Annotated in this window: 21 protein-coding genes; 8 read left to right on the top strand and 13 right to left on the bottom strand. The window is 67.9% G+C overall.

Features of this window, described 5'->3' with window-relative positions:
• Nucleotides 1-51: 51 nt before the first annotated feature.
• Entirely contained in the window at nucleotides 52-1,011 is a 960-nt protein-coding gene (locus HNR11_RS05250; protein ID WP_179441426.1) for a sugar-binding transcriptional regulator, read from the top strand.
• Here HNR11_RS05250 and HNR11_RS05245 read toward each other — a convergent pair.
• The 3 genes from HNR11_RS05245 to serS form a co-directional block, all read right to left on the bottom strand.
• Nucleotides 1,008-1,484 (bottom strand): ribose-5-phosphate isomerase, encoded by a 477-nt coding sequence (locus HNR11_RS05245; RefSeq protein ID WP_058887973.1) that lies wholly within the window; start codon nucleotides 1,482-1,484, stop codon nucleotides 1,008-1,010. The two genes, HNR11_RS05250 and HNR11_RS05245, sit on opposite strands and share 4 nt — an antisense overlap.
• A 175-nt stretch (nucleotides 1,485-1,659) precedes the next feature.
• Entirely contained in the window at nucleotides 1,660-2,163 is a 504-nt protein-coding gene (locus tag HNR11_RS05240; RefSeq protein WP_058887972.1) for a Dps family protein, read from the bottom strand.
• 115 nt (nucleotides 2,164-2,278) lie between these two features.
• The gene (serS, locus tag HNR11_RS05235) at nucleotides 2,279-3,568 is read right to left on the bottom strand and encodes a serine--tRNA ligase (RefSeq protein WP_179441425.1); all 1,290 of its coding nucleotides are present in this window, start codon (nucleotides 3,566-3,568) and stop codon (nucleotides 2,279-2,281) included.
• A 125-nt stretch (nucleotides 3,569-3,693) separates the two neighbouring features.
• Between serS and HNR11_RS05230 the strand changes: the two genes are divergently transcribed.
• On the top strand, nucleotides 3,694-4,899 hold the full coding sequence (locus tag HNR11_RS05230; protein ID WP_179441424.1) for a diacylglycerol/lipid kinase family protein: 1,206 nt from the start codon (nucleotides 3,694-3,696) through the stop codon (nucleotides 4,897-4,899).
• A gap of 51 nt (nucleotides 4,900-4,950) precedes the next feature.
• Here the strand turns inward: HNR11_RS05230 and HNR11_RS05225 are convergent, their stop codons facing one another.
• The 3 genes from HNR11_RS05225 to HNR11_RS05215 all read right to left on the bottom strand — a co-directional run bounded on the left by HNR11_RS05225 (nucleotide 4,951) and on the right by HNR11_RS05215 (nucleotide 8,017).
• Complete coding sequence (locus tag HNR11_RS05225; protein WP_179441423.1) at nucleotides 4,951-6,435, bottom strand: endo-1,4-beta-xylanase; 1,485 nt, start codon at nucleotides 6,433-6,435, stop codon at nucleotides 4,951-4,953.
• Between the two features lie 305 nt (nucleotides 6,436-6,740).
• Nucleotides 6,741-7,679 (bottom strand): prephenate dehydratase, encoded by a 939-nt coding sequence (gene pheA, locus HNR11_RS05220; RefSeq protein WP_179441422.1) that lies wholly within the window; start codon nucleotides 7,677-7,679, stop codon nucleotides 6,741-6,743.
• Between the two features lie 8 nt (nucleotides 7,680-7,687).
• Nucleotides 7,688-8,017 carry a rhodanese-like domain-containing protein gene (locus HNR11_RS05215; protein WP_179441421.1) on the bottom strand — a complete coding sequence of 110 codons (330 nt, stop codon included), beginning with the start codon at nucleotides 8,015-8,017 and terminating at the stop codon, nucleotides 7,688-7,690.
• Between the two features lie 87 nt (nucleotides 8,018-8,104).
• On the opposite strand from HNR11_RS05215, the gene HNR11_RS05210 reads away from it, so the two are divergent.
• Nucleotides 8,105-9,631: an amidase gene (locus HNR11_RS05210; protein WP_246310324.1), complete on the top strand. Its 1,527-nt coding sequence runs from the start codon at nucleotides 8,105-8,107 to the stop codon at nucleotides 9,629-9,631.
• 133 nt (nucleotides 9,632-9,764) lie between these two features.
• On the opposite strand, the gene HNR11_RS05205 is transcribed toward HNR11_RS05210, so the two are convergent.
• Nucleotides 9,765-9,980, bottom strand: a complete 216-nt coding sequence (locus HNR11_RS05205) for a CsbD family protein (RefSeq protein WP_246310323.1) — start codon at nucleotides 9,978-9,980, stop codon at nucleotides 9,765-9,767.
• 101 nt (nucleotides 9,981-10,081) lie between these two features.
• Nucleotides 10,082-11,503: a uracil-xanthine permease family protein gene (locus tag HNR11_RS05200; RefSeq protein WP_179441420.1), complete on the bottom strand. Its 1,422-nt coding sequence runs from the start codon at nucleotides 11,501-11,503 to the stop codon at nucleotides 10,082-10,084.
• A 287-nt stretch (nucleotides 11,504-11,790) separates the two neighbouring features.
• Between HNR11_RS05200 and ectA the strand changes: the two genes are divergently transcribed.
• The 5 genes from ectA to HNR11_RS05175 all read left to right on the top strand — a co-directional run bounded on the left by ectA (nucleotide 11,791) and on the right by HNR11_RS05175 (nucleotide 15,925).
• Nucleotides 11,791-12,336, top strand: coding sequence for a diaminobutyrate acetyltransferase (gene ectA / locus HNR11_RS05195; RefSeq protein WP_179441419.1), 546 nt, complete (start codon nucleotides 11,791-11,793; stop codon nucleotides 12,334-12,336).
• 121 nt (nucleotides 12,337-12,457) lie between these two features.
• Nucleotides 12,458-13,744, top strand: a complete 1,287-nt coding sequence (ectB, locus tag HNR11_RS05190; RefSeq protein ID WP_179441418.1) for a diaminobutyrate--2-oxoglutarate transaminase — start codon at nucleotides 12,458-12,460, stop codon at nucleotides 13,742-13,744.
• A gap of 56 nt (nucleotides 13,745-13,800) precedes the next feature.
• Nucleotides 13,801-14,199: an ectoine synthase gene (locus HNR11_RS05185; RefSeq protein WP_058887964.1), complete on the top strand. Its 399-nt coding sequence runs from the start codon at nucleotides 13,801-13,803 to the stop codon at nucleotides 14,197-14,199.
• Between the two features lie 305 nt (nucleotides 14,200-14,504).
• Complete coding sequence (locus HNR11_RS05180) at nucleotides 14,505-15,653, top strand: ABC transporter ATP-binding protein (RefSeq protein ID WP_179441417.1); 1,149 nt, start codon at nucleotides 14,505-14,507, stop codon at nucleotides 15,651-15,653.
• 101 nt (nucleotides 15,654-15,754) lie between these two features.
• Nucleotides 15,755-15,925, top strand: coding sequence for a hypothetical protein (locus HNR11_RS05175; protein ID WP_179441416.1), 171 nt, complete (start codon nucleotides 15,755-15,757; stop codon nucleotides 15,923-15,925).
• A 246-nt stretch (nucleotides 15,926-16,171) separates the two neighbouring features.
• Here the strand turns inward: HNR11_RS05175 and HNR11_RS05170 are convergent, their stop codons facing one another.
• From HNR11_RS05170 to HNR11_RS05150, 5 genes are all read right to left on the bottom strand, one after another.
• Nucleotides 16,172-18,808 carry an FtsX-like permease family protein gene (locus HNR11_RS05170; protein WP_179441415.1) on the bottom strand — a complete coding sequence of 879 codons (2,637 nt, stop codon included), beginning with the start codon at nucleotides 18,806-18,808 and terminating at the stop codon, nucleotides 16,172-16,174.
• On the bottom strand, nucleotides 18,805-19,554 hold the full coding sequence (locus HNR11_RS05165) for an ABC transporter ATP-binding protein (protein WP_179441414.1): 750 nt from the start codon (nucleotides 19,552-19,554) through the stop codon (nucleotides 18,805-18,807). Before HNR11_RS05165 ends, HNR11_RS05170 begins: the two co-directional genes overlap by 4 nt.
• Nucleotides 19,555-19,670: 116 nt before the next feature.
• Complete coding sequence (locus HNR11_RS05160) at nucleotides 19,671-20,351, bottom strand: response regulator (protein WP_179441413.1); 681 nt, start codon at nucleotides 20,349-20,351, stop codon at nucleotides 19,671-19,673.
• The gene (locus tag HNR11_RS05155; RefSeq protein WP_179441412.1) at nucleotides 20,348-21,676 is read right to left on the bottom strand and encodes a sensor histidine kinase; all 1,329 of its coding nucleotides are present in this window, start codon (nucleotides 21,674-21,676) and stop codon (nucleotides 20,348-20,350) included. The genes HNR11_RS05160 and HNR11_RS05155 overlap by 4 nt, the downstream gene beginning before the upstream one ends.
• Complete coding sequence (locus HNR11_RS05150; protein ID WP_179441411.1) at nucleotides 21,651-22,067, bottom strand: PLDc N-terminal domain-containing protein; 417 nt, start codon at nucleotides 22,065-22,067, stop codon at nucleotides 21,651-21,653. Before HNR11_RS05150 ends, HNR11_RS05155 begins: the two co-directional genes overlap by 26 nt.
• Nucleotides 22,068-22,152: the final 85 nt, after the last annotated feature.

Below are 22,152 nucleotides of genomic sequence, written 5' to 3'. Positions count from 1 at the left end.
GGCACCACTCCTGCGGCGGATTCGCCGCGGCATGGAAGATACGATGTCCCGATGGAGGCAACTGAGGTCATGAAGGAGGCAGCGGCGAGCACGTCCGAGCTCGAACGGCTCTACCGCGCCGCCCAGCTCTATTACGAGCAGGGCGCCACGCAGGCTGAGGTGGCCGAGCAGCTGAAGATCTCACGGCCTTCGGTGAGCCGGATGCTTGCCGAGGCGCGGGCGCAGGGGATCGTCGAGATCCGCGTGCATCGTCCGACCTCGACAGGCATGGATGAGCTCAGCGAACGGCTCAGGACCCGCCTCGGACTCGACGGCGTGCACCTGGCTCCGGGGGACCAGTCGGAGCGGGTCGGCCTCGGGCTGGGCCCGGTGACCCGGCAGGCTCTGGCCGCCGCGAACCTCCGCGCGGGCGATGTGCTGCTGCTCGCCTCCGGGGAAACGACCTACGCACTGGCGCAGCAGCGGCTGGGGAACTTCTCCGGGGTCGTGGTGGCGCCGACGGTGGGCGGGCAGGCCGAGCCGGACCCGTGGCACCAGACCAACGAGGTGGTGCGCGCCTTCGCCGCCACCTCGGGCGGCTACCCGCACTACCTCTTCGCCCCCTCGATGCCCTCCGAGGCCCTGCTCTCAGCCCTGCAGGATGACCCCGGGTACCGCCAGGTGATCGCCGACTGGAATTCGGCCAAGGTGGCGCTGGTGGGCATCGGCGCCGCGCCGCTCTCGCGCAGCTCGATCGCCCAGTCGGTGCCTCGGCACCACCCGAACCTGGCGAAGTCAATCGGGGATGTGTGCCTGGCGTTCTATGACCCGCAGGGCAATGAGATCACCTTCCCAGGCAATGAGCGCATGGTGCGGATCCCCGGAGAGACCCTGCGGGCCGTGCCGACCCGGATCGCGGCAGCGGTCGGCGCCCATAAGGCGCCGAGCATCATTGCAGCGGCCAACGCAGGGTGGTTCAACATCCTGGTGACCGACGAGGCCACCGCTCGTGCAGTGGACCGCCAGCCCTAGCTGCAGCTGCCGGTGCCCTCGTAGCGGGTGATCGCTGCGACCTTCTCCGCCGAGGCGCTCGAGGCGTCGAACTCGTGGCTCAGCCACTCGGTCACCAGCTTCCGGGCCAGCTCCTTGCCGATCACGCGTTCACCCATGCACAGCACCTGGGCATTGTTCGAGAGCACCGCGCGCTCCACCGAGTAGGCGTCGTGGGCCGTCACGGCGCGGACTCCCTTGACCTTATTGGCCGAGATCGCCACACCCAGTCCGGTGCCGCAGATCAGCAGCGCCCGGTCCGCCTGGCCTGCGGCGACCTGCTCTGCCGCGGCCACCGCGATGTTGGGGTACGCGGTCTTGTCGGAGTCATCGCCGACGCCGACGTCGATCACCGAGGCCACCCGAGGGTCTGCCTCCAGATCGGCCTTCAACGCCGCCTTATAGGAGTAGCCGGCTTCATCGCTGCCGATGACGATGCGGAACTGACGCTTCATGATGTCTCCTCGACTGGTACCTGGGGTCTGCCTCCATGCTACGTGCCGCCGAACAAACGTCAAATACATCTGTTCAGATACGTGCCCCGGGCATGCGAGAGCCCCCCGGCGGCACCTGGAAGATGCTGCCGGGGGGCTCTCGCATGCCCTGAATGTCAGGGCTGATGATGCTGGCTTAGGAGACCGCGCCGGCCTTGTCGAGGTGGGAGCGGATGAACCACTGGAACAGCTCGAGCTCCTTGGCCTGCCCGATGAGCAGGTCCTCAGTGATCGGGTCCAGCTCGCCGACCTTGTTGAGCACATCGCGGTGGTCTCCGATGACGCCGTCGTAGACCTTCTCCAGCTCGGCCAGGTGGGTCGAACCATCGGCCTTGAACAGCGGGTAGTCCTCCCAGTGACGCTTGGAGACCAGCTCCCCGCTGAGTCCGGAGGGGGACCCGCCGAGGGTGGCGATGCGCTCGGCGACCTCGTCGGCGAAGCCGCGCACGACCTCGGTCTGCGGGTCGAGCATCTCGTGGATGGCGATGAAGTTCGGGCCCACCACGTTCCAGTGCACGTGCTTGAGCACGAGGTGGAGATCGTTGAGCGCATACAGGCGGGACTGCAGCAGTCCGGCGATCTCGTGGCCGTTCTCCTGGGCAAGACCTGGTGCGGTGTAGTCGGAGTACTTCTGAGTCATGTGACACTCCTTGTGCTGTTGCGGCAACGGGCGCTGTTCGGCGCCGACCCTGTTGATACTAATGATTCAGAAAAGCGCTGGCTAGGCAGATGAGCCTAGCCTCAGTTGAGCTCGCTCACGTGCTGGGCTCGATGACCTCAAGCCCACCGAGGTAGGGGCGCAGCGCGGCGGGGACCCGCACGGTGCCATCGGCCTGCTGATGGTTCTCCAGGATGGCCACCAGCCAGCGTGTGGTCGCCAGGGTGCCGTTCAGCGTGGCCAGCGGCGTCGTCGGGCCCTTGCGGCCATCATCCTTCAGCGTGCGCTCCCGGATGTTCAGTCGGCGGGCCTGGAAGGTGGTGCAGTCCGAGGTGGAGGTCAGTTCACGGTAGGTCTGCTGCGAGGGCACCCACGCCTCACAGTCGTACTTCCGGGCGGCAGAGAGGCCGAGATCTCCGGCGGCGATGTCGACCACCCGGTAGGGCAGCTCCATCTTCTGCAGCATCTGCTCCTCCCAAGCCAGCAGCTTGGCGTGCTCGGCGGCAGACTCTTCCTCGGTGCAGAAGACGAACATCTCCAGCTTGTTGAACTGGTGCACGCGCAGGATCCCGCGGGTGTCTCGGCCGTGGGAGCCGGCCTCCCGGCGGTAGCAGGTGGACCAGCCGGCGATCCGCTCCGGTCCCTGCGCGAGGTCGAGGATCTCATCGGAGTGATACCCCGCGATGGCCACCTCCGAGGTCCCCACCAGGTAGAGGTCGTCGCGTTCGAGCCGGTAGATCTCGTCGTCGTGCTCCACGTCGAATCCGGTGCCGGCCATGGTCTCCGGGCGGACCAGAGTGGGCGTGATCATCGGGGTGAAGCCGGCTTCGATCGCCTGGTCCATGCCCATCTGCATCATCGCCAGCTCCAGGCGCGCTCCGATGCCCTTGAGGAAGTAGAAGCGCGAACCGGAGACCTTCGCGCCGCGCTCCATGTCCAGAGCCGCGAAGGACTCGGCGAGCTCGAGGTGATCCTTGGGCGCGAAGCCCTCTGCGGCGAAGTCGCGGACCGCTCCTTCTTCCCGGAGCACCACGAAGTCGTCTTCACCGCCGGCGGGAACCCCTTCGTGGATCAGATTGGGGAAGGCGCCCTGGAGTCCTCGAAGCTGCTCCTCGGCCTGCGCAGACTCGGCCTCGGCGGCCTTGACCTGATTCGAGAGCTCCTTGACCTCGGCGAGGAGCTGCTGCTTCTCCTCACCAGCGGCCTGAGCGACCTTCTTGCCGAAGGACTTCTGCTCCGCGCGCAGCGTCTCGAAGCGCGTGATGGCCGCACTGCGGGTCTGCGCCGCGGCGATGAGAGAGTCCACGGCGGACTCCTCCGCCTGACGTGCGCGCTGGCTGGCCCGGTACTTCTCGGGATTCTCGATGAGGTCCTTGATGTCGATCACGCCCCTTAGCCTATCGCCACCTGCTCTGAGCAAAACTCGGGGTTCAGATCGCGCCCGAGCGGGGCGCGTTGCCCTCCCGACGGGGACCAGCGGCCCCGGGACCCCGCCGCAGTAGACTGAGGACGATGACTACTGAAGCGCTCAGCGCCCTCCTCTGGACCACGCTCGCTCTCGCCGCGATCTTGTTGGTCGCCGTGGTCTGGCTGGGCGTCGCCCACCAGCGGCTGCGCCGCCACACCGCAGAACTGACCCAGCAGCTCGAGACCAAGCCCGCCGACCGGGCGTTGTCAGCCGATGCCTCGGGGCGCGTGGTGGCCGTGGTCGTGAACCCCACCAAGGACTCCTCCGACGACGTGGTGCGCCAGATCCACTCCGCCTGCTCCCGCGCAGGCATGCCGGCACCGCTGGTGATGGCCTCCAGCGCCGAGGACCCCGGCCATGAGATGACCCGCAGGGCGCTGCAGGCCGGCGCGGGCTTGGTCATCGCAGTCGGCGGCGACGGCACCGTGCGCGCCGTGGCGGCCGAGCTCACCGGCTCGGAGACCGCGCTGGGCATCGTGCCGCTGGGCACCGGGAACCTCTTCGCCCGCAACGTGGGGCTGCCGTATCAAGATCTGCGAGCCTGCGTGGATGAGGCCCTGCATGGCCGAAGCCACCGCGTGGACAGCCTGGATCTGAGCCTGGAGCGCGCCGATGGACGCATCGACGAGGAGATCTCGCTGGTGATCGCCGGCGGTGGTCTGGATGCGGAAGTCATGGGCGACACCCGGGATGCCCTGAAGCAGCGAGCCGGCTGGCTGGCCTACGGCGAGGCCGGGCTGCGCCACATCATGGGCTCGCGCTCCAGCATCACCATCACGGTCGACGACGGCGAGGCGCAGCCTCACCGGGTGCGCTCGGTGCTGCTGGCCAACTGCGGGTCGCTGCAGGCCGGCATGGTGCTGGTGCCCTCTGCAAAGTTCGACGACGGCCATATGGACGCGGTCCTCTTCAGTCCCCGACATGCATGGGACTGGGCGAGGATCATGGCGAAGACCGTGACCCGCTTCGCCGCGGACATCCCGGTGATGACCGTGCGTCAGGCCAAACGCGTCACCGTGACGATGGACGAGCCGATGCCCTTCCAGATCGACGGCGACGCGGTCGGCGAGGTCGTCAGCGTCTCTGCGCGTGTCCGCCCGCATGCCCTGGTGGTCAACGGGGTCTCCGTCCGTGGCCTCGCGGATCTGGAGGCCACGGACGAAGACACCGAGGCGGACCAGCGGAGAGATCAGGACGGCGGCCCGCAGTTCACCGAGGGCCGGATCACCAAGGAGCCCCAGGGGGCCTGATCGGCTCCCCGGGGCCCCGGTCGGGCGGTCACCTCCGCTGACCTGGGCGGATCAGATGCCCGCTGCTTCAAGAATGCCGCGGCATTCCTCGAAGCTGGCGTCCGCCTCCCAGGCGGCGGCTCCCTCCTCATGCTCCACCAGCGTGCGCTGGAGGATGCAGTAGGTGGGCTTGCGCTCGTAGTCACCCTCATGCAGCGTGGCGTCGCCCTCACCGGGGAAGGTGTTGGGGACCCAGCTCTGCGCGTCCAGGGTTCCCCAGATGGTGAAGGAGTTGCACAGGCTCACGTCCAGGCAGGCCTGCAGCACCGTGGCGTAGCGTTCCGCGGCGCCGGCACGATCCTCCGGGGACATCATGTCGTTCTCATCGACCTCACCACGCACATCGATCTCGGTCACCGCGGTGTGGATGCCCAGATCATCGAAGCGCTGCAGGTTCTCCTGGTAGCTGTCGTCGAAGCCGTACTGCATGGACAGGTGGGTCTGGGCACCGAAGCCGTGCACCGGCACACCGCGCTCGAGCTGCTCGCTGATCAGGTCGTAGTACGCATCGGCCTTGGCGTTGAGGCCATCGACGTTGTAGTCGTTGTAGAACAGCAGCGCCTCGGGGTCCTCTTCGTGCGCCCAGGCGAAGACGTCGTCCAGGATCTCCGGGCCCAGCTCGCGGATCCAGATGTTCTCGCTGTCCCGGATGCTGGCGGCCTCGTCGTCCTGGAAGATCTCATTGGCCACGTCCCACTGGTCGATGCACCCGGCATAGCGGGAGACCACCGTGCGGACGTGGTCCTCAAGGATCTCGCGCAGCTCAGCCTCGGTGAAGTCCCCTTCCTCCAGCCAGTCCGGATTCTGCGAATGCCAGGACAGTGCGTGTCCGCGCAGGTCCATTCCGTTGGCCTCGGCGAAGGCGACGACGGCGTCGGCCTGTTCGAAGTCATAGACCCCCTGCTCGGGCTGGACGAACTCCCATTTCAGGAAGTTCTCGTGGGTCAGAGACGAGTACTCCTGGCCCAGGTGCTCCCGGTACTGCGGATCCGAGGGGAACGGGTCGGGATAGTCGGCGTCTGTGTGGTGCCCGCCGCCGGCCGCGATATTGCCGATTCGCAGATCATCCGGTGCGACGCCGGCGAGTGAATCACGATCCCAGGAGCCCTCGACCGCGCCGCTCTCCGGGGTGAACTGGCACTGCGTCTGCCCGGGCGCTTCCTCTCCCCCGCCGTTGCCATTTCCGTTGCCCTTGCCATTGCCTTTTCCGTTGCCCTTGCCATGACCCTTGTCGCCGCCCTTGCCTTTGCCGTTGGCGTGGTTCGGAGGCCCGGGCTGGCCGGCGTGATCGGGCTTGCCGGGCTTCCCGGCATGGTCGGGACGCCCCTGCGACTTCTGGCCCGGCTTCTCGGCGGCTGCGTTGATACTCGCCTCCGTGCCCGGGGCGGACTGTGCCGAAACAGGGACTGCCCCTGCCATGGTGGGGGTGCCGAGCGCCAAGGCGCCGGCACAGACCACCGCGGCGGTCAATGTTCGTCTGTTGGATCGGGTGAACATGCATTCTCCTCGTTATCGCCATTGACGTGCGTTCACGGCGGCGTGAGCCGCTATACAGGAGGTGACCCAGTGATTCGTCTTCGGAGACGCACCGACCGATTGCTGCGGACTCGAGAGCCTCACGATGTGACCTGGAACACCATTTTGTATTACCAAGAGACTAAAAAGTGGTCACAGGAGTGTCAAGGCTCACACCGCATATGGTCAGGAGTGGAGACCTTTAGGCACATGTCGGAGACGGCTGATCCCGCTCCCCCGGCTCCCACCCTCGGCTGCGCCGAGTGCGGGGCCCGCGCCGGGCTCTCTTACGCGTGTCTCAGCGAGCTGATCCACGCGGAGGCGGCGGTGAAGGCTTCGTCGGAGACCTCCGGGGTGGGCTGCTGGGGCTTGCGGTCGGCGCGCGGATACGAGCCCAGGAAGCGGATGCCCGGGGCGAACCGGTGGATCCCGGCGAGCGCGTCAGCGACGCGCGCCTCATCGATGTGACCTTCCAGGTCGATCGAGAAGTAATACTGCCCCAGACCATCCCCGGTGGGCCTGGACTCGATGCGGCACAGGTTGACCCCGCGGGTCGCGAAGTGCTCCAGGAGCTCCATCAGAGCGCCAGCACGGTCCTGCGGCAGCGGGATCATGATGGTGGTCTTGTCCGCTCCGGTCATCGGAGGAATGACCCCGGGCTGGGAGACCAGCACGAACCTCGTGACCGCACCCGTGACGTCTTCGATGCCGCGCTGAACCACATGCAGACCCAGCTGCTGGGCCACCAGAGGGGAGCAGACTGCCGCATCGGCCAGGGGTGGATCGGCCTGCAGGCCACGGGCAGCCGCAGCGGTGGATGATGCCGGAATGAACTCAGCCTCCGGGAGGGCGGACTCCGCCCAGCGCCGCACCTGAGCCCAGGCGTGGGTGTGCGTGGCCACGGTGCGGATCTGATCAAGGGCCAGCGGCTCCGCAGAGGCGAGCACGAAGCTGATGTTGATCAGCTCCTCGCGCAGGATGTGCAGCTCATGGGCCACCGAGATGGCATCCAGAGTCGCGGTGACCCCGCCCTCCACTGAATTCTCGATCGGGACCATCGCGGCGTCGACCTCGCCGGACTGCACCAGGTTCAACGCCGTGAGCACCGAGCCCACCGGCACTCGGTCCGCCTGCTGGGCGCCAGGCACCTGAAGCAGCGCAGCCTCGGTGAAGGTCCCGGCGGGGCCCAGGAAGGAATACCTCCGGGCGGGGGTCTGAGGCGGCATCTGCTGACTCAACGGACCTGGGGATCTTCCCCGGTGGAGGACTCCATGGGACGCCCCGCCTCGAGCCAGCCCCCCATGCCGTCACCGACGAACACCGCGGAGTAGCCCTGGCCGGTCAGCCACGCGGTGATCTGCACGGCGCGCCCGCCGGTGCGGCAGATGACGTAATAGTCCTCGTCGGGATCCAGCTCCGCCTCGAACCGCGCAGGAATCTCGTCGACCGGGATGTGCAGCGCCCCCGGGGCGTGGCCCTCGGCGAACTCGTAGCCCTCCCGCACGTCCAACAGGCTCGCTTCGACTGGAACATCTGCGGCGCGGACGGTCTCGAAATCTGCCACCTGCAGCCTCCTTCAACACGGACGGAACATCTCTGGTGCGCTGTCAAGACTATCCCCTGCCAGGATCGGTCGGCATAGAGTGAGCCCATGGTGCATCCCGTAGATCCCGCCCCGCTCCTGGAAGCGTCCTCCTCCGGCGCGGCGTCGCCGATGCTGGACTTCCGGGCAGTCAGCGCCGTGCAGTGGCGCCGCGAACTCGCCTCCGGAGAGGTCTCCGCAGTGGACCTGGTCACCACCGCCATCACTGCCGCCAGCAATCAGTCACAGCTGGGCGCCTTCCTGCACCTGGACCCGGCGTCGGCACTGCTGCGTGCCGCTGAGATCGACGAGGTCCGCCGCGCGGTGCTGGACTCCCGCGCCAGTGGCTCCCGCAGCGCCGCGATGGGAGAACTCGCAGGACGGGCGCCGCTGCTGGGGATGCCGACTGCCTTCAAGGACCTGGTGGATGTGGCAGGAATGCCCACCACCCGGGGAACGAACGCGCTGCCGGCGACGATGCCGGCCCACGATCATCGCCTGGCCCGGCGTGTCCACGCCTCAGGGGCGATCAGCCTCGGCAAGACCCAGGTCCCCGAGTTCGGGCTGCCCTGCTACTCGGAGAACGAGCTGGCACCCGCGGCGCGGAACCCGCTGGCCCCGGAACGGACGGCCGGTGGATCCACCGGAGGTGGTGCAGCTGCGGTCGCGGCCGGAATGCTGCCTCTGGCCCCTGGCAGCGACGGCGGCGGCTCGGTCCGGATCCCGGCCGCGGCCTGCGGCCTGATCGGCCTGAAGCCCGGACGCGGCCGGCTTCCCGACGACGACCCGCGCCGCAGCGTGCGCAACCTCGCCGTGGCGGGGCCGATCGCCCACACCGCCGAAGACGCCGCCCTGCTATTCGATGTGATGGCTGGTCACCGCTTCCACCGGTCCGGCTCCGCTGACCGACTCCCTGCAGGGCCCGCGCTGCGTCGGGTCCACGAGGCGCTGGAACACGGCGTGGAGCAGCTGCGCATCGGGGTGATCACCGAGTCACCGTTCTCCCCGGAGCTCGACGTCGTGCTTGCCGAATCGGCGGTCCTGGCCCTGGAGCGGGGACTCTCCCGGTTGGAGCAGCGCGGTCACATCCTGCAGGGCAGCAGCCACTGCACCGGCGCGGAGGCGTTCTGGCCCGCGGACTATCATCGGCATTTCCAGGCGCTGTGGACCGCTCCGCTGGGCGAACTCGACCCGCCGGCGGATCAGCTGGCCGCGATGGCACCGCTGACCCGGTACTTCATCGAGCTCGCGCGGAACAGACCCGAGGCGCAGACGCGCGAATCCATCGCCGCCCTGGAGGAGTTCGCCGCAGACGCCGAGGCCTTCATGGGCCCCTGGGATGTGCTGGCCACGCCGATGCTGGCCTTCGCCCCGCCGGAGATCGGGTGGTTCGCAGGCCTGGAGCCCGAGGAGAACTACCGGGCGCAGTGCCGGTTCACCCCCTACAGCTCGGTGGTCAACGTGATGGGACTTCCAGCGATCAACGTGCCCACCTATACCGACGCCCAGGGCCTGAGCTGGTCGATCCAGCTGATCGGCCGCCACGGATCCGAAGAGCAGCTGCTCGCCCTGGCCGCGACGCTCGCCCAGGACTGAACGCTCACCCAGAACTGAACGCCGCCGGGGGGGGGCTGGAACACACAACAGCGCCGGGCCCGATGACTCGGACCCGGCGCTGGGAATCACTCGCTGCGACCGCGGCAGCAGCCCAGCCGCGGCGAGATCAGATTCAGTTGTTCTTCTTCAGGCCTTCGGCGAAGCCCTTGACGCTGTCCTTCACGTCCTGGGCGGCATCCTTGGCCTTGGCCTGATTCTTCTGGCTGTTGCCCTCGGCCCGAGCTTCCTTGTCGCCGGTCAGCTTGCCGAAGCCTTCCTTGGCGGAGCCGGTGGCTTCTTCGGTCTTGTTGCTCGTCTTGTCATCGAGTCCCATAGTGACCCCTTTCATCGGCGGACAAGTCCCTCGTCACGCTACCGAGGACATTCGGCACTGTCACTCGCAGAGCGCCATTTCCAGGGAACTCACAGCGAACCGATGCCGCACCGCAATCAACGGCTGCCCGAGCTCGGATCCGATGGGCGCTCCGTGTCCTGAGCGGCCGTGTCTTGGGCCGCGGTGTCTTGGACGGCCAGGTCCTCGGCGTTGAAGGGGGTGGCCAGGGCGTCGTCGTCGTCCGTGGCGAAGCCGACGTCGGTGCCCCGCCAGCGCGCGATCGCGCTGAGCACGTGATGAATGGCCAACGCCGCGAAACTGCCCAGGGCGATGCCCTCGAAGACGATCTCGCCGAAGACCATGGTGAAGTTCGCGATGGCGATGATCAGCGGCACTCCCGCCACGGCGAGGTTGATCGGGTTGGCGAAGTTCACCCGATTCTGCACCCAGATGCGGACGCCGAGCACACCGATCATGCCGTAGAGCACGGTCCCGGCCCCGCCGAGCACACCGACCGGGACGGTGGCGATCAGCGCCCCGAACTTCGGCAGCAGCGCCAGGGCGATCGCGAACAGTCCTGCCACCCAGTAGGCCGCCGTGGAGTAGACCCGGGAGGAGGCCATGACTCCGATGTTCTCGGCATAGGTCGTGGTGCCCGAGCCGCCTCCGGTGCCGGCCAGCATGGTCGCGGCGCCATCGGCCATCAGCGCGCGGCCGGTCAGCGGGTCCAGGTCTCGCCGGGTCATCAGGGCCACGGACTTCACATGGCCCACGTTCTCGGCCACCAGGACCAGCACCACCGGGATGAAGAGCCCCAGCACGCCGAGGTGGAAGCTCGGAGTGGTGAACTCCGGCAGGCCGACCCAGCCCGCGCCGCCGATCCCGGAGAAGTCCACTTCCCCGCGCACCACGGCGACCACGTAGCCGACGACCACGCCGAGCAGGATCGAGAGCCGACCCAGCAGCCCACGGAAGAGCACCCCCGCCAGCAGCATGGACACGATGGTCACGCTCGCGGTCACCGGGGCCTCATTGACGTTGTTCCAGGCCGCCGGTGCCAGGTTCAGACCGATCAGCGCCACGATCGCGCCGGTGACCACCGGAGGCATCAGTCGTTGGATCCAGTGGCTGCCGGCGAAGTGCACCACCAGGCCGACGACGACGAGCCCGAGCCCGGCCAGGAAGATCCCACCGAGGGCCCCGGACATCCCGTACTGGGCCGTGGCGGCACCCACCGGGGCCAGGAAGGCGAACGAGGAGCCCAGATAGCTGGGAATCCGGCCTGCGGTGATGATCAGAAACGCGATGGTGCCGATCCCGGAGAAGAACAGCGTGGTCGATGGCGGGAAGCCGGTGATCAGCGGTACCAGGAAGGTGGCGCCGAACATGGCGACCACATGCTGCATGCCCACGCCGGTGGTCTGCAGCCAGCCCAGCCGCTCGTCGGGGGTCACGACCTCGCCGGGTCGGACCGTCTTGCCGTCACCGTGGAGCGTCCATCCGAAACCAGGGAGGCGCCGCTTCTTCTGCGTAGTCATCACAGCAACCCTAACTCCACCTGAGCGGGGTCGCGGCAGAGCCTGAGCATGGGACGCGTCACCCCGATCCATTTCGGAAACATCTATTTCAATCACACGATGATTACATTCGACGAATTTCTCCGCGAAGAACACGCCGATCCCTCGATACCCTTGCCAGGGCTGGGGTGCAGCGCCACGAATAACCCCGAGACAATACTTTTCTCGGGCTCCGGGACCTGGTTTTCGCCGCCGATTCGCGGGTTTCGCGGTTGAATCTCCATATCGGCTCACTACTGTGGACTCCGATGCCTGATACCGCAGATAGTCCTGCCCAGAACTCCACCGAGGCCTCCACGGGTCCGGAGCGAGTTGAGATCCGCATGCCCACCGTGGCCGATGGCACCTCCCTGTGGAGGCTCGCCGCCGGAACCGGGGTCCTGGACGTGAACACCCCCTATGCCTACCTGTTGTGGGCGCGGGACTTCGCAGAGACCTCGGTGATCGCCGAGGTCGACGGCGAGCCCGCAGGGTTCATCTCCGGGTACCGACGCCCCAGCTCCCCTGAGACTCTCTTCATCTGGCAGGTCGCCGTGGACTCCCGCTTCCGCGGACGTCGGCTCGCCTCCCGGATGCTGAGCACCCTGGTGGACTCCACCTCCCCGCACCGGCTGGAGACCACCATCACCTCCGACAATGCGGCCTCGATCGCGCTGTTCACCGGTCTGGCGCGGGACCGGGGCGCGGAGATCACCACCACCGGATTCTTCTCCGAGGCGGTCTTCCCCTCGGCCGATGAATCCGGCGAGGTCCACGCCGCCGAAGACCTCTACACGGTGGCCCCGCTGAACTGAACCGGCCTCCGAAACCCACCCGACGGCGCACCCGCTCCCCCGAGCGGCCCAACGCGGCCACGCCGTCGCTCTGAGTGAATATTCACCCGACTTCCCCAGAACGTAAGGACAGATGAGCATCATGGCTACAGATATCTTTGAGACGCGAGAGTCCCAGGTCCGCAGCTACTGCATGAACTGGCCCGCCACCTTCGCCAAGGCCTCCGGGCCCTACCAGTGGACCGAGGACGGCACCCGCTACCTGGACTTCTTCTCCGGCGCCGGCGCCCTGAACTATGGGCACAACCACCCCGAGCTGCGTGACCTGGTCGTGGACTACCTCGCCAACGACGGCGTCACCCATTCCATGGACATGAAGACCCCCGCTAAGCGCCGCTTCCTGGAGACCTTCGAGCGGGTCATCCTGGAGCCCCGCAAGATGGACTACAAGGTGATGTTCCCGGGTCCCACCGGCACCAACACCGTTGAGGCCGCGCTGAAGCTGGCCCGCAAGGTCACCGGACGCCAGCACATCCTCTCCTTCACCAACGCCTTCCACGGAATGACGCTGGGCGCGCTCTCGGTCACCGGCAACTCGATGAAGCGCCGCGGCGCCGGGATCCCGCTGACCAACTCCTCGAAGATCCCCTACGACGACTACTTCGACGGCGACATGCCCGACTTCCTGTGGCTGGAGAAGATCCTCGAGGACTCCGGCTCCGGCGTGGACAAGCCCGCCGCAGTGATCGTGGAGACCGTCCAGGGCGAAGGCGGCCTCAACGCCGCCCGCATGGACTGGCTGAAGTCCCTCGCGGACCTGCTGCGCCGGCACAAGATCCTGCTGATCGTCGACGACGTCCAGGCAGGCTGCGGGCGCACCGGCCGCTTCTTCTCCTTCGAGGAGGCAGGCCTCTACCCAGACATCGTCTGCGTGTCCAAGTCGATCTCCGGCTACGGCCTGGCCATGGCGCTGACCCTGTTCAAGCCGGAGCTGGACGTCTGGGAGGGCGGCGAGCACAACGGCACCTTCCGCGGGAACAACCTCGCCTTCGTCACCGCGGCACGCGCCCTGGAGCTCTTCTGGTCAGATGACAGCTTCCAGAACCAGCTGGGTGAGCGCATCAAGGAGCTCCACGACGGACTCGAGAAGATCGCCGAGCACGTCCCCGGCGCGTCGATCCGCGGCCGCGGATTCCTCACCGGCATCCACTTCCCCAACCCGGACACCGCCGGGAAGACCGCAGCGGAGGCGTATAAGCGCAACCTGCTGGTGGAGACCTCCGGACCGCAGGATGAGGTGCTCAAGCTCATGCCAGCGCTGAACATCGAGTCCGAGGATCTGCAGAAGGGCCTCGCCATCGTCGAGGAGTCCGTCCTGGCTGCCACCGGCAACCTCGGCGAGCCCTCGCGGCTGCGCGCACCTCGCTGAACCTGCTCTCGGGCATCCCGCCCCTAGTCCGCAACAGCCACTGATCGGAGATCCGCGTGTACACCTTGAACATCGACGCCCTCAACGGCACCGACCGCGACATCCAGCAGGAGAACTGGCGCTCCCGGCGCATGGTCCTGGCCAAGGAGAAAGTGGGCTTCTCGCTGCATGAGACCACCCTCTACGCCGGGACCACCAATGAGTTCTGGTACGCCAACCACGTGGAAGCCGTCTACTGCGTGGGCGGCAAGGGCACCCTGACCGACCTGGAGACCGGAGAGAAGTACACCATCACCGATGGCTTCCTCTACATGCTCGACGGGCAGGAGAAGCACCGGGTCGAGGTGGAGGAGGAGATCCGCGTGGTCTGCGTCTTCAACCCGCCGGTCACCGGTCGCGAGGTCCACGATGAGAACGGCGTCTACCCGCTGATCCTCGAGGATGAGACTGCCTGATCAGCTCGAGGACTGAGCCGCAGCGGCGCTGAGCCGCAGCATCCGACGGCGCCCGTCCGCCTGCACCACGGAAGACACCGTGGAGCAGGTGGGCGGGCGCCGTCGTCGTGTCTGGCCTGGATCTCAGGCCGCGCGGCAGCCCGGCGTCGACCGCCAGACGGGGTGCGGGGGTTTTGGACTTCTGTCTGAAGCTGTGATGTGATGCACAAGACATGTGACCCACCACACGTGAGTCCTGCGTCACCACAATCACCTTCACAACGGATCGTCGGGCACGTACCTGCCCGTGAAAGGGACATATCACCATGGCTTCTGTCACCTATGCCTCCGCCAGCCGCATCTACACCCCAGGCGCCCGGCCGGCCATCAACCAGCTCCAGCTCGAGATCGCCGACGGCGAGTTCCTGGTCCTGGTGGGACCCTCCGGCTGCGGCAAGTCCACCGCACTGCGCATGCTGGCCGGCCTCGAGGAGGTCAACGAGGGAGCCATCATGATCGGTGGTGAGGACGTCTCCCACGTCTCGCCCAAGGACCGCGACATCGCGATGGTCTTCCAGAACTACGCCCTCTACCCGCACATGTCGGTGGCCGAGAACATGGGCTTCGCGCTGAAGATCGCCGGGGTCTCCAAGGAGGAGCGCGCCGAGCGGGTCAAGAAGGCTGCCGAGATCCTGGACCTGGTCCCCTACCTTGAGCGCAAGCCGAAGGCGCTCTCCGGCGGTCAGCGGCAGCGCGTGGCCATGGGCCGTGCGATCGTGCGCTCTCCCAAGGTCTTCCTGATGGATGAGCCGCTCTCGAACCTCGATGCCAAGCTGCGTGTGCAGACCCGCACCCAGATCGCCGCACTGACCCGCGAGCTGCAGACCACGACCGTCTACGTCACCCACGACCAGGTCGAGGCCATGACCATGGGCGACCGCGTCTGCGTGCTCAAGGACGGGGTGCTCCAGCAGGTCGACTCGCCGCGCAACCTCTACGACACGCCCGCCAACGTCTTCGTCGCCGGCTTCATCGGCTCCCCCGCGATGAACCTGTTCCAGGTCAAGATCCAGGGCCAGGGCGTGGTGCTGGGCAATGACATCCTGCCGATCCCGGACGGCCACCTGGAGAAGGCCCACGGTGATCACGTCACCCTGGGTGTGCGCCCCGAGGACATGGAGCTGACCAGCGACGGCTCCGGTCTTCCGATGACGGTGGACCTGGTCGAGGAGCTCGGCGCCGACGCCTACATCTTCGGCACCCCCGACGGCATCAGCAGCTTCCAGCCCTTCATCGTCCGGGTGGACGGGCGCCGTCCTCCCATGCGCGGGGAGCGGGTCACGATCAAGCCGAACCCGCACCATGTGCATCTCTTCGACAACGAGACCGGCCTGCGCCTGAACGGCCACGTCCCGGAGGGCACTCCCCACGCCTCGATCTCCGACGTGGAGGCCCTGGCGGACGCCGAGGACTGAGCGGCCCAGAGGGATGCCGCGGCAGGCTGGGATGAATCTGATCCCTGGACCGGCCGTGGCGCCCAGCAATTGCACAGGTGAGCACACGTAGGGTGGGGGTCATGGCCAATAGAGCGTTATCTATTGTCATTTCCATTGTGCTGGTGCTGGTGGTCCTCCGGATCGCCCTCTGGCTGTTTGGCGTGATCCTGAGCCTTGTGGCCAACATCGTGCTCGCGATCCTGGTGGTGGTGGGAGTCCTCTTCATCATCGGGGCAGTGCGCAGACGTTAGCGCAGAGCATTCAAGACCGACCAGACGCACCACTATCGAAAGGCAAGAAAACCATGGGACGCATTCTTCCGATCAGCCTGACCGGCATCCTGCTCATCGTGATCATCGTCATCCTGCTGACCTGATCCACTGAGCCGAGCAAGACCTCGAGAGGGCGGGATCCGATGATCGGATCCCGCCCTCTTGCTGTGTCGAGTGCGCTGCGCCCCCACCGCACCGGAGCCCCGGGTCGTGAGCGGTGGCGGCTCAGTCCTCGCTGAGTCCCGCCGCGGGCTCCACCTTAGAGAGCGTCCGTGCCGGGAGCAGCGCTGCGAGCGCGGCGGCCAGCAGCGTGATTCCCCAGAGCATCGCCAGTCGCAGCCATGGCACATCGACCATCACGGTCCAGTCCGACCGCGCGACCATCGAGGCCACACCGGCCCAGCCGAGGAACACCGCGAGGACCGTGCCGATCAGCAGCGCAGCGGAAGCCAGCAGCAGCGCCTCGATGCTGATCATCTGTCCCACCGAGCGGCGATTCATGCCGAGAGCGCGCAGCAGGGCCGCCTCCCGACGACGCTCCAACACCGAGAGCGAGAGCGTGTTGCTGACCCCGATCACCGCGACCAGCACCGAGGCGCCGAGCAGGACCAGCACGATCAGCAGCACGGTGTCGATGACCTGGGCGAAGCTGGCTCGCATCAGCGCCCCGACGTCGTTGAACTCCTCGGCATGGTCTCCCAGCAGCCCCGACAGACCATAGGACTCCTCCGGTCCGACGCCCTGGGCCAACCGGATCAGAGTCAGGCCCTGCGCATCTTCGAATGTCCAGGCGGACCCGTCGTGCGCGGAGGTGACCTCGGCCAGGGTTCTCTCGGTGATCAGCACCGTGCCCCCTGGAAGCCATGAGGTGACGGTGCCTTCCACCGTGATGGCCTGCTCTGCGGCACCTGAGGAACCCGTGCCGTGCGGGGTGAGTTCCAGCTCCGCGCCGTCGCCGGAGAGGACCTCGCCGTTGAGCTGTGGAGCAACGAGCGCCTCCCCGACTGCGGGGGCGAGGCCCTCGGTGCGGGCCACTCCGGAGAAGGTCTCCTCCGTCACGAGGACCACTCGGCCCTCTGCGCTGCCAAGCTCCCCCGACACGGTGGCCGCAGCACCCTGGGCGCTGGTGAACGACTCGACGAGGTCGCTCTCAGTCAGGTCCGCGGCCAGCTCGCCGTCCACAGCAGCGGCTGACGCCTCCACCGGGTAGCTCTCGGCGAGCTCGTCGTAGAGCACCGTCTGCGCCGTCGAGGCGCCCACCATCATGGTGCCCACCAGGGTGACCCCGACCAGCAGGGCCGAGGCGGTCGCCGTCGTCCGGCCTGGCACCTGCCGGGCGTTCTGCCCGGCCAGCGGCGCGTTGACCCGCAGCCCGGGCACCCTGCCCAGAAGCGCACCGGCATGCGCCACCAGAGGCGGCACCACCAGGCGGGCCAGGACCAGCACTCCCGAGAAGCCGATCATGGCGCCGGCGACACCGACCAGCGGTGCGGGCAGGCCCAGCGGGACGTTCTCCCCTGCGGCGAGCAGGGCGGCGGCCAGCACTGCGGCGAAGCCTCCCAGCGTGAGGATGAGTCCGATCACGATGCGCACCGCTGAGGGCCGTCGGGCTCCCGGGGTCAGACCGACCGGGCGCAGCGCGGCCATCGGGGGGACGCGTCCGGCCTTGATCGCGGGCAGCAGGGCCGAGAGCACGGTGACCGTGGCGCCCAGTCCGAGCCCGATCAGGGCGGCGAGCAGCGTCGGGGTGGCCAGCGGCAGCTCCGGAGCGAAGCTGGCGCGGGCGATGGCCGAGAAGCCCAGCGCCGCCCCGGCGCCCAGCACGACCCCGGCCGCACCGCCGAGCAGTCCCAGCAGTCCGCCTTCGAGCAGGGTGGCGCGCTTGAGCTGCCCGGTGGTGGCACCGATGGCACGCAGCAGAGCCAGCGTGCGCACTCGGGAGGTGACGAGCACCTGGAAGGTGTTGGAGATGACAAGCCCGGAGACGAAGACCGAGATGCTGCCGAAGCCGATGGCGAGGTAGGCCAGCAGACTGGCGCTCCCGGCCTGCTGGGCCATGCGAGCATCTACGATCTCCTCGGTGGTCTGCGCCTCGAGCGCGGCGAGGCTGGCGGCTCGGTCCTCATCCAGGCCCGCGGCCTGCTCGGTGATGAGGTCCTGGATCTGAGCCTGGACCGCTAGGACGTCGCCCTCGGCGTCGAGCTGCACTCGGATCTCCTCCGGGCCGGGGCTGAAGGGCATCCGATCCATCCCCTCGGCAGTGAGGTAGCCGCGGGGCGAGCCCTGGGTGTCCAGCACGCCGACCACGGTGTAGTCCTCCTGCACCACCGTGGGCTCTGCGTCCTCCGGGGCATCCTCGGCGTAGACGAAGTCCTGCGCGCTCAGGGTGTCGCCGAGTTCGAGACCTGGGCCCTCGACCGCGGCGGAGCTGATCACGATCTCATCCTCGGCCTGAGCCTCCCGACCCTGGATGATCTCACCCTCGCGGGTCTGAGACTGCTCACCCACCTGGAAGCCGGTCCTGGCGCTGCCGTCGGCGGCGACCTCGCTGATGTATCCGGATCCGATCGCATCGGCGATCGCGACCCCGTCGAGCTCTCCGATCGCCTCGGCGAGCGGCACGTCGTCCCGGAGCGGCTCGTCGGTCTCCTCGTCCCAGGCGGAGAGCCCGACGGTCTCGATGATCAGATCGCTTCCGGCGGCCTCAGCCTCGAGCTGCTGAGTCAGGCTGCTGTTGAAGGCGCCCACCATCAGGATCCCCGCCACGATGAACGCCACCGAGATGGCGACGGCGGCGCCGGCCGCGAACAGCTTCTTCCCGGCCGAGCGCAGATTCACCTGCAGCACCGGATTCCGGCTCATCGTCCAGCCTCGATCAGGGCGGCGGCGAGCTGCTCGGGCGTGGGCTTCTCCAGCGTCCCGGCCACCCGGCCGTCCGCCAGGAGGACGGTGCGATCGGCCTGTGCCGCGGCGTTGGCATCATGGGTGACCATGATGACGGTCTGACCGAACTCATCCACCGCGGTGCGCAGCAGGCCCAGCACCTCGGCCCCGGCGCTCTGGTCCAGGTTGCCGGTGGGCTCGTCGGCGAAGATCACCGCGGGTCGGCCCACCAGGGCGCGGGCCACGGCCACGCGCTGCTGCTGTCCGCCGGAGAGCTCGAAGGGACGGTGTCCCAGCCGGTCACCAAGTCCCAGCCGGTCGATGACCTGGCGGTAGAAGTCCTGGTCCACGGATCCGCCGCCCAGGTTGATCGGCAGCAGGATGTTCTCCTCCGCGGTCATCGCCGGGACCAGGTTATAGGCCTGGAAGATGAAGCCGATGCTCTCGCGGCGGACCCGGGTCAGCTGTTTCTCGCTGAGCCCGGTCAGGGTGGTCTCCCCCCGCGCTGAGGAGAGGATCACCTCGCCGTCGTCGGCGGTGTCCAGCCCGGCCAGCACGTGGAGCAGGGTGGACTTCCCGGAGCCGGAGGGGCCCATCACCGCGGTGAACTTCGCGGCAGGGAACTCGATGGAGAGCTCGCGCAGCGGGTGGACCGCCGCGTCCTCGGAGCCGTAGGTCTTCTTCAGCGCCCTGGCGCGCAGGGCTGGTGTCAGTGTGGTGATCATGCTCTCCACACTAGGAACCAGCGGTATGCTCCCACATCGGACCACAGGCCGGTCTGGGTCTCATCCTGCAGGATGAGGACCATCGCCAGCAGTGACGAGGCACCGCCAGGATGACCTCAGGCGACCAGCCCGGTCTCATAGGCGAAGACCACGGCCTGCACCCGGTCCCGGACCTCCAGCTTGGCCAGCACCTGCCCGACGTGGGTCTTCACCGTGGCCTCGGAGACGAAGAGCCGGTGCGCGATCTCGGTGTTGGAGTCCCCGGTGGCGAGTTCCAGCAGGATCTCCCGCTCCCGGTTGGTCAGCCGGTCCAGCCGGAGCTGCTGCTCGGCGTCGGGACTGCGACGGTGGTGCGGCTCCCGCAGCGTGGCGTCCAGGAGCCGGCGCGTCGTGGTCGGGGCGATGACGGCCCCACCGGCGGTGACGGTGCGGATCGCCTCCAGCAGGGACTCCGGCAGCACATCCTTGAGCAGGAAGCCGGAGGCGCCGGCGCGCAGCGCCTGCAGCGCGTACTCGTCGGTGTCGAAGGTGGTCAGCACGATCACTCGGGTCTTCGAGAGCGCCGGGTCCTCGGTGATCCTGCGGGTGGCTTCCAGCCCGTCCATGATCGGCATCCGGATGTCCATGAGCACCACGTCAGGGCGGTGCGCGCCGGCGGCCGCCACAGCATCCTGACCGTTGCCGGCCTGCTCCACCACCTTCAGATCCGACTGGGAGTCGATCACCATGGCGAATCCGGCGCGCAGCAGCGCCTGGTCATCGGCGAGCAGCACCGTGATCGGTTCCGGGCCGGTCATCGGGTCTCCTCGGTGCGGTTCGGCGGCGCCGCCTCGGCAGTGGTTCTGGCTGTCGCCTCACCGGCTCCACGGGTCAGCGGGAACCGGGCCAGCACGTCGAAGCCGCCGGCGTGGGCGCGGGTGGTCACGGTGCCGCCGTAGAGCCGGGCGCGCTCGGTCATTCCGAGCAGCCCGGAGCCCGCGCCGTCGTCGGTCGCGGCCGAGCCCCGGCCGGAGTCGCGGACCTCCAGCATCAGCGCCGGCGAAGGCTGCGCCGCCGTCGCCACCCAGACCTCCGCCTGAGCCTGCGGGCCTGCGTGTTTCAGCGTGTTCGTCAGCGCCTCCTGCACGATCCGGTAGGCCGCCAGCCCCACCCCTTCGGGCAGCTGCGGGATGGATTCGCTGAGCATGTGCAACCGGACCGGCAGCCCCGAGGCGGCGACGTCGTCGATCAGCTGCGGCAGGTCCTGGACCCCGGGGGCCGGCCGCTTCTGCAGCGCACCGTCCTCCTCGCGCAGCACCCCGAGCATCCGGCGCATCTCGGTGAGCGCCTCCCGCCCGGTCTGGCTGATCGTGGTGAACGCCTGCTCGGCGCGCTCCGGGCTCTGCGCCAGGACGTAGCGGCCGCCGTCGGCCTGGGCGATCATCACCGACATCGAATGAGAGACCACGTCATGCATCTCTCGGGCGATCCGCATCCGCTCGGCATCGGCGGCCAGTCGGGCCTCCTGGTCCCGCTCCCGGATCAGCAGCTGGTTGCGCTCGGAGATGGCGCCGAGCTCACGACGACGGCGCCCCGCCAGGTGCCCGGCCAGCCAGAAGACCAGGGACACAGCAGCGGCGAAGCCTGCAAAGAGCGCCGCGCTGGCCAGCGAATCGGACCAGTCCCGGTAGTACTCGTACTGCTGCATGTAGTACATGTCGACGTACATGACATAGGCCGCCAGGGCTGCCGCACCGAGCAGGGCCACTGCCAGATAGCTCCAAGACACGCGGGGAGTGCCGTATTTCGCGCAGGCATAGAGGATCAACGGCACCGCCAGGGCAGAGACGCTCGGTGCCGCGCCGATCAGCAGCTGCGCCGCGCAGAAGACCGCCATGAACCCGGCGGCGGCCCCGGGATTGGTGCGCGAGAACGCCAGCGGAAGGATGCACAGGATCTCGATGAGGATCCCGGCGTACCAGGGGACCTCGATCCCGATCTCGTTGAAGGAGCGTATGCCGCCGGAGTGGGACAGGAGCAGCAGCACCAGCACTGGAAGCACCTTGACCAGCGCATCGATCAGACGCTGCCGGGTGCGGGTCTTGGCCTCCTGGGTATCAGTCAGCAGCGGCGCCACGGTCATCACCTCGTTCCCTCGCTCGCCGGTCCTCCTCGCTGCGGCCCTCCTCGAAGTACGAGCCTTCCGGCCGGGCCGCTTCCCGCCGAGCCTGCGCGCGGCGCTGCGCCGCCTCTTCGGGCGCGTACTTCTCGACCAGGCCCTTCTCTGGGCGGCCATGCTGTCTTCGGTACCGGATGGTCTCGACGATCAGATAGGTCGCAGGCCCCAGGATGGGCAGCGCAAAGATCAGCAGGGCCCAGATCGCGACTCTCCGGCCCCTCGGCCGCGGCTCCTGGATGAGCACCATCAGCGCCGCCACCATCAGTCCCACTGCGGCGACACCGAGCGCCCAGGACCAGACCGGATTGCTCTGGGCGAGCAGGCGCGCGGCAACGGCGGAGACGGGAGGATTCACCGTCTCAGTCTAGAAGCCGTGCCTGGGCGGGTCCTCATACTGCAGGACCAGATCAGGACCGGGTGAGAGGAAGCAGACCCGGGGC

This window comes from Nesterenkonia sandarakina (assembly GCF_013410215.1).
Lineage (GTDB): Bacteria > Actinomycetota > Actinomycetes > Actinomycetales > Micrococcaceae > Nesterenkonia > Nesterenkonia sandarakina.
Note: the sequence above shows the minus strand (reverse complement) of the source record. Positions and strands in the feature narration are given on the sequence as shown.

Excerpts from the sequence above, each read along its gene's own strand:
- HNR11_RS05250 (WP_179441426.1), top strand. The coding sequence starts at position 52 with ATGGAGGCAACTGAGGTCATGAAGGAGGCAGCGGCGAGCACGTCCGAG.
- HNR11_RS05245 (WP_058887973.1), bottom strand. The coding sequence starts at position 1,484 with ATGAAGCGTCAGTTCCGCATCGTCATCGGCAGCGATGAAGCCGGCTAC.
- HNR11_RS05240 (WP_058887972.1), bottom strand. The coding sequence starts at position 2,163 with ATGACTCAGAAGTACTCCGACTACACCGCACCAGGTCTTGCCCAGGAG.
- HNR11_RS05230 (WP_179441424.1), top strand. The coding sequence starts at position 3,694 with ATGACTACTGAAGCGCTCAGCGCCCTCCTCTGGACCACGCTCGCTCTC.
- HNR11_RS05225 (WP_179441423.1), bottom strand. The coding sequence starts at position 6,435 with ATGTTCACCCGATCCAACAGACGAACATTGACCGCCGCGGTGGTCTGT.
- pheA (WP_179441422.1), bottom strand. The coding sequence starts at position 7,679 with ATGCCGCCTCAGACCCCCGCCCGGAGGTATTCCTTCCTGGGCCCCGCC.
- HNR11_RS05210 (WP_246310324.1), top strand. The coding sequence starts at position 8,105 with ATGGTGCATCCCGTAGATCCCGCCCCGCTCCTGGAAGCGTCCTCCTCC.
- HNR11_RS05205 (WP_246310323.1), bottom strand. The coding sequence starts at position 9,980 with ATGAAAGGGGTCACTATGGGACTCGATGACAAGACGAGCAACAAGACC.
- HNR11_RS05200 (WP_179441420.1), bottom strand. The coding sequence starts at position 11,503 with ATGACTACGCAGAAGAAGCGGCGCCTCCCTGGTTTCGGATGGACGCTC.
- ectA (WP_179441419.1), top strand. The coding sequence starts at position 11,791 with ATGCCTGATACCGCAGATAGTCCTGCCCAGAACTCCACCGAGGCCTCC.
- ectB (WP_179441418.1), top strand. The coding sequence starts at position 12,458 with ATGGCTACAGATATCTTTGAGACGCGAGAGTCCCAGGTCCGCAGCTAC.
- HNR11_RS05180 (WP_179441417.1), top strand. The coding sequence starts at position 14,505 with ATGGCTTCTGTCACCTATGCCTCCGCCAGCCGCATCTACACCCCAGGC.
- HNR11_RS05175 (WP_179441416.1), top strand. The coding sequence starts at position 15,755 with ATGGCCAATAGAGCGTTATCTATTGTCATTTCCATTGTGCTGGTGCTG.
- HNR11_RS05170 (WP_179441415.1), bottom strand. The coding sequence starts at position 18,808 with ATGAGCCGGAATCCGGTGCTGCAGGTGAATCTGCGCTCGGCCGGGAAG.
- HNR11_RS05165 (WP_179441414.1), bottom strand. The coding sequence starts at position 19,554 with ATGATCACCACACTGACACCAGCCCTGCGCGCCAGGGCGCTGAAGAAG.
- HNR11_RS05160 (WP_179441413.1), bottom strand. The coding sequence starts at position 20,351 with ATGACCGGCCCGGAACCGATCACGGTGCTGCTCGCCGATGACCAGGCG.
- HNR11_RS05155 (WP_179441412.1), bottom strand. The coding sequence starts at position 21,676 with ATGACCGTGGCGCCGCTGCTGACTGATACCCAGGAGGCCAAGACCCGC.